Raw genomic sequence first — 5,174 nt, 5'->3', positions numbered from 1 at the left:
GCGGCGGGCCGCGGCGAGCGCGTCGCCCTCGCGGGTGTGGGCCTTCTCGCGGACCAGCAGTGCGTCGCGGGCGGCCTGCCAGGTGGCCAGATCGGCGACCGGCGGGCGGCCCGGCTGCGCGGTGGTCGAGTCGTCCGGCGTGCTGGTCATGGTGTCCTCCGTGGTCTCGCGTGCCGGGCCCGCCGGGGCGAGGCCCGACGACGGTCACCAGAACAGACTCTCCGCCCGCGCGGAACTCATCGCACCCCGACCCGACCACGTGGCGGCGGAGATCCCGGAGGATGCGGCGGACATGCGGGCGGATGTCGAATGCGGCGGCTCCCGATCGACGTGAGAGTGAACCAGTACTCCCACGACCTCAGGAGCACCCACCGTGACCGTGACCGCGGATATGGCCATCTCCCTCGACGGCTACGTCGCCGGCACCGACGTCCGGGTCGACAACCCGGGCGGCGACGGCGCCGAGCCCCTCTTCGAGTGGATCCACGACCTGGCGAGCTGGCGGGAGCGCCAGGGCATGACCGGCGGCCGGGAGAACCGTGACTCCGAGCTGATGCGGGAGTGGTTCGACGCCACCGGGGCGGTCGTGATGGGCCGGATGATGTACGACACGGGCGAGGAGTTCTGGGGCGACAACCCGCCGTTCCGGACGCCGGTGTTCGTGCTCACCCACCGCCCCCGGCCGACCCTGGTGAAGGAGGGCGGCACCACCTTCACGTTCGTCACCGACGGTCTCCGCGGCGCCCTCGACCGGGCCAGGGCCGCGGCCGGGGACCGGAACGTCGACATCGCGGGCGGCGCCGACACCGTACGGCAGTGCCTCAGGGAAGGACTCATCGACGAACTCCAGCTCCATGTGGTGCCCGTCCTCCTCGGCGACGGCCTGCGCCTCTTCGAGGACCTGGGCGCCGTACGACGGGACCTCCGCCCCATCCGCGTCGTCGACACCCCGCTCGCCACACACCTCAAGTACCGCGTCCTGAGGTGACCGCCCGCCGTGCGCCGGACACCTCGAACCGCTTCGTAGGTCAGGCGACGGCGTTGCGGCGCCCCGGTCGTCAGGCGACCGTGTTCCCCGTCGTCAGGCGACCGTGTTCCCCGTCGTCAGGCGACCGTGTTCCCCGTCGTCAGGCGGCCGTGCTCCCCGTCGTCAGGCGACCGTGCTGCGGCCCACCACCGTGCCCGCCCGGTCGACGCAGATGACGTCGACGGCGACCGGCGCCCCGCGCAGGACCGTCAGGGCCTCGTCGCGGGCCGCCGTCGCCACCAGGTCGCCCAGCGGTACGCCGGCCGCCGCGCACAGCTGGAGCGCGGCGAGCCCGGTGTTGGCGGCGGCCACCTCCACGGCCATCGTCTCGTCGGCGCCGCCCCGCCGGGCCAGCTCGGCGAGGAGGCCCTTGTCGACCTGGGAGCGGCCGGAGTGCAGGTCGAGGTGGCCGGCGGCGAGCTTCGAGAGCTTGGCGAAGCCGCCGCAGATCGTCAGGCGGTCGACCGGGTGGCGGCGGATGTACTTCAGGACCGCGCCCGCGAAGTCCCCCATGTCCAGCAGCGCGTCCTCGGGTAGCCCGTACTCGGCGACGACCGTCCGCTCCGACGTGGACCCCGTGCACCCGGCGACATGCGTACGGCCCGCCGCCCGCGCCACGTCCACGCCCCGCCGGATGGAGTCGATCCACGCGGAGCAGGAGTACGGCACCACGATCCCGGTGGTGCCGAGGATGGACAGACCGCCGAGGATGCCGAGCCGGGGGTTCCAGGTGGAGCGGGCGATCTCCTCGCCGTGGTCGACGGAGACGGTGATCTCGACGTCGCCGCTGCCGCCGTACCGCTCCGCGACCTCGGCGACGTGCTCGCGCATCATCCGGCGGGGCACGGGGTTCACGGCCGGTTCGCCGACGGGCAGGGGCAGGCCGGGGCGGGTGACCGTGCCGACGCCGGGTCCGGCCCTGAAGACGACCCCGGCCCCGGCGGGCAGCCGCCGGACCGTCGCCCGGACCAGCGCGCCGTGCGTGACGTCCGGGTCGTCGCCCGCGTCCTTCACGATGCCCGCCATGGCGTACGCGTCCGTCAGCTCCTCGGCGGCGAGCGCGAACGACGGGGTCTGCCCCTTCGGCAGGGTGATCGTCACCGGGTCGGGGAACTCCGCGGTCAGCAGGGCGGTGTACGCGGCCGTCGTCGCCGCCGTCGCACAGGCGCCGGTGGTCCAGCCGGGCCGCAGCCCGGTGTGCTTGAGTTGGGCCGCGCGACCGCCCTTCGCCGTACCGGCCGGCCCACCGCCGCGCTGCTCGTCACTGCTGTTCATGAACGGACCCGGACCCCCATGCACGTACTGATACTCGGCGGAACCACGGAGGCCCGCCGCCTCGCCGAACTCCTCCACGGCACGCCCGGCCTGACCCTGACCAGCTCCCTCGCCGGACGGGTCACCGGTCCACGGCTGCCCCCGGGCGAGGTCCGCGTCGGCGGCTTCGGCGGAGCCGAGGGCCTCACCGCGTGGCTGCGGGAGCACCGGGTGGACGCGCTCATCGACGCCACCCACCCTTTCGCCGGGACCATGAGTTTCCACGCGGCGCGGGCCGCCGCCGACGCCCATGTTCCCCTGCTCGCCCTGCGCCGCCCCGGCTGGGTCCCGGCGGACGGCGACGACTGGCACGAGGCCGCGTCCCTGGCGGACGCCGCGACCCTGCTGCCCGCACTCGGCCGGCGGGTGTTCCTCACCACCGGGCGCCTGGGCCTGGGCGCCTTCGCCGGCCTCGACGAGCTGTGGTTCCTCGTACGGTCCGTGGAGCCGCCCGAGGCTCCGCACCCGGCCCGCATGGAGGTCCTCCTCGACCGGGGTCCCTTCACCCTCGACGGGGAGCGCGCGCTGCTGCGCCGCCACCGCGTCGACGTGCTCGTGACGAAGGACAGCGGGGGAGCGGCCACCGCACCGAAGCTCACCGCCGCGCGCGAGGCCGGCCTGCCCGTGGTCGTGGTCCGCAGGCCCCCGGTGCCCGAGGGCGTCCCCGTGGCGACGGACCCCGAGACGGCGGTTCGCTGGATCGACGAGCACCTCACGGGCAGCTGACCGCGCACGGCACGGCCGAGGTCACCACGGCCCTCAACGCCGCCCGTGCCCTCCACGCCGCCCGTGCCCTCGGCGGCAGCGGTGCCCTCGGCGGCAGCGGTGCCCTCGGTCACGTCCGCGACGGGGCCTCCCGGGTCCCCCTCACTCCTCCTCGCTCGCGAGGGCGTTGAGCGCGGCGGCGGCGATGGCGCTGCCGCCGCGCCGGCCGCGTACGACGAGGTACTCCAGCCCCGAGGCGTTCGCGGCCAGCGCGTCCTTGGACTCGGCGGCACCGACGAAGCCGACCGGGACACCGATGACGGCGGCGGGCCGGGGCGCGCCCTCCTCGATCATCTCCAGGAGGCGGAACAGGGCGGTCGGCGCGTTGCCGACGGCGACGACCGAGCCCTCCAGCCGGTCCCGCCACAGTTCGAGCGCGGCGGCACTGCGCGTGGTGCCGAGCTTCGCCGCCAGCTCGGGGACGGCGGGGTCGGCGAGCGTGCACACCACGTCGTTGTCGGCGGGCAGCCGCTTACGGGTCACTCCGCTGGCCACCATCCGGACATCCGTGAACACGGGCGCCCCCGCGCGCAGCGCCTCGCGGGCGCGGGCCACCACCCCCGGCGAGTACGCCAGGTCCCGTACGAGGTCGACCATGCCGCAGGCGTGGATCATCCGGACGGCCACCTGGCTCACGTCGGCGGGCAGGCCCGCGAGGTCGGCCTCCGCGCGGATGGTGGCGAAGGACTGGCGGTAGATCTCCGCGCCGTCCTTCTCGTAGTCGTACGTGGTCACGGTGCTCTTCTCGCTGCCTTCGGTCGTCCTGCGGGCGTCGGCGCCGGGGCCCGGGCCGCGTGCACTTCCGGCCGGGTCAGGACGCCGGACGGCGAGCATATCCACGGCCGCCACGAAGCGACGCCCCGCACTCGGGCGGTGACCCTCAGGTGCGCCCCTTACCCGCGCTTCACCCGCGCGTCGCCGGTGGTTCTGCCACGCTGACGGACATGACGGTGCAGAGATCCCCCCGGTTCGCGCAGTTCACCCGGCCCGACGACGTCGCCCCGAGCCTGCGGAAGGAACTCACCGACTGCTGGGAGGACGTGGCCAACGCGGGCGGCGCGGTGCTCGCCACGGAGTTCCCGCCGCTGCCGGTGAGCACACACGACGTCGCGCCCGTCGTCGACGGCCTCGTCGGCACCCTGCATCCGGGGCGCGGCAGGCTCCTCGTCGCCACCGTCGACGGCTCGCTCGCCGGCTGGCTGGTCCTCCGCCGCGAACCGCACCCGCTCGGCGCGCACTGCGGCACGGTCAACCACGTCCAGACCCATCCGCGCTTCCGGGGCCTCGGCATCGGCGCCGGGCTGATGCATCGCGTCCATGACATCGCACGGGACGAGATGGGCCTGGAGCGCCTGCAACTCTCCACCCGCGGCGGAATGGGGCTGGAGGACTTCTACCGCAAGGTGGGCTGGGAGGAGGTCGGCCGTTGGCCCGGCGCGCTGCGCATCGCGCCCGGCGACGACCGGGACGCCATCCTGATGAGCCTCGCCCTGTGAGCCCCTCACCCCTCCGACTCGTCCCACCCGTCCGACTCGTCTGATATGTCCAATGCGTTCCCGCCGGTCACCTTCCGGCTGGGCCCGTCCCCGCCGTAGGGCGTGCCGGGCGCGACGAGGGGCGGCCGGTGCGGGCGGGAACGGCTACCGAAGTCGGTCCGGCAGCGACGATCGGCCGATCCGCCCGCCGCCGCTCCGCCTCGACGATGGAGGCTCCGACGAGCGGAGGAGCAGGCCCATGACGGACGTACGGGCGCACGCGGAACGGGGGCGACGACGGCGTACCCGCCTCGGCGTGAGCGTGTGGGCGGGGGTGGCGGCGGTCTGCGTCCCGTGGACGGCGGCACCCACGGCCGCCGCGACCGACGGCGACCGCCCCGCGGCACAGCTGTACGTGGCGACCTGGGGGGACGACGACTGGCCCGGCACGATCGACCGCCCGTTCGCCACCCCGGCCCGTGCCCAGCGGGCGGTGACGGCCCGTACGGCCCAGACGGCCCGGATGGCCTCGGATGTCGTGGTGAACCTGCGGGGCGGCACGTACCGCCTCCCCGCCCCGCAGGTTCACCACG

6 protein-coding genes and 1 pseudogene are annotated in these 5,174 nt (G+C 74.9%); 4 read left to right on the top strand and 3 right to left on the bottom strand.

Translation table 11 applies throughout. The features are described from left to right. Window positions 1-150 (bottom strand): DUF899 family protein (locus AOK23_RS44790; RefSeq protein WP_157877990.1); only part of this gene is annotated, 150 nt, incomplete at its 3' end. Between the two features lie 223 nt (window positions 151-373). Here AOK23_RS44790 and AOK23_RS10425 point away from each other — a divergent pair. Then, window positions 374-988 (top strand): dihydrofolate reductase family protein, encoded by a 615-nt coding sequence (locus AOK23_RS10425; RefSeq protein WP_055712458.1) that lies wholly within the window; start codon window positions 374-376, stop codon window positions 986-988. Between the two features lie 162 nt (window positions 989-1,150). On the opposite strand, the gene AOK23_RS10420 is transcribed toward AOK23_RS10425, so the two are convergent. Further along, the gene (locus tag AOK23_RS10420) at window positions 1,151-2,302 is read right to left on the bottom strand and encodes a cobalt-precorrin-5B (C(1))-methyltransferase (RefSeq protein WP_055712457.1); all 1,152 of its coding nucleotides are present in this window, start codon (window positions 2,300-2,302) and stop codon (window positions 1,151-1,153) included. A gap of 18 nt (window positions 2,303-2,320) precedes the next feature. On the opposite strand from AOK23_RS10420, the gene AOK23_RS10415 reads away from it, so the two are divergent. Next, on the top strand, window positions 2,321-3,067 hold the full coding sequence (locus AOK23_RS10415; protein ID WP_055712456.1) for a cobalt-precorrin-6A reductase: 747 nt from the start codon (window positions 2,321-2,323) through the stop codon (window positions 3,065-3,067). A 141-nt stretch (window positions 3,068-3,208) separates the two neighbouring features. Here the strand turns inward: AOK23_RS10415 and AOK23_RS10410 are convergent, their stop codons facing one another. Continuing rightward, window positions 3,209-3,841 (bottom strand): precorrin-8X methylmutase, encoded by a 633-nt coding sequence (locus AOK23_RS10410; protein WP_055712460.1) that lies wholly within the window; start codon window positions 3,839-3,841, stop codon window positions 3,209-3,211. Between the two features lie 209 nt (window positions 3,842-4,050). On the opposite strand from AOK23_RS10410, the gene AOK23_RS10405 reads away from it, so the two are divergent. Both AOK23_RS10405 and AOK23_RS48810 read left to right on the top strand, forming a co-directional pair. Next, window positions 4,051-4,602, top strand: coding sequence for a GNAT family N-acetyltransferase (locus AOK23_RS10405; RefSeq protein ID WP_055712455.1), 552 nt, complete (start codon window positions 4,051-4,053; stop codon window positions 4,600-4,602). A 238-nt stretch (window positions 4,603-4,840) separates the two neighbouring features. After that, window positions 4,841-5,174: pseudogene (locus AOK23_RS48810) on the top strand (hypothetical protein); the annotation flags it as partial.

The sequence above is a fragment of the Streptomyces torulosus genome (assembly GCF_001419765.1).
Classification (GTDB): Bacteria; Actinomycetota; Actinomycetes; order Streptomycetales; family Streptomycetaceae; genus Streptomyces; species Streptomyces torulosus.
This window is presented reverse-complemented; position numbering and strand designations above follow the sequence as displayed.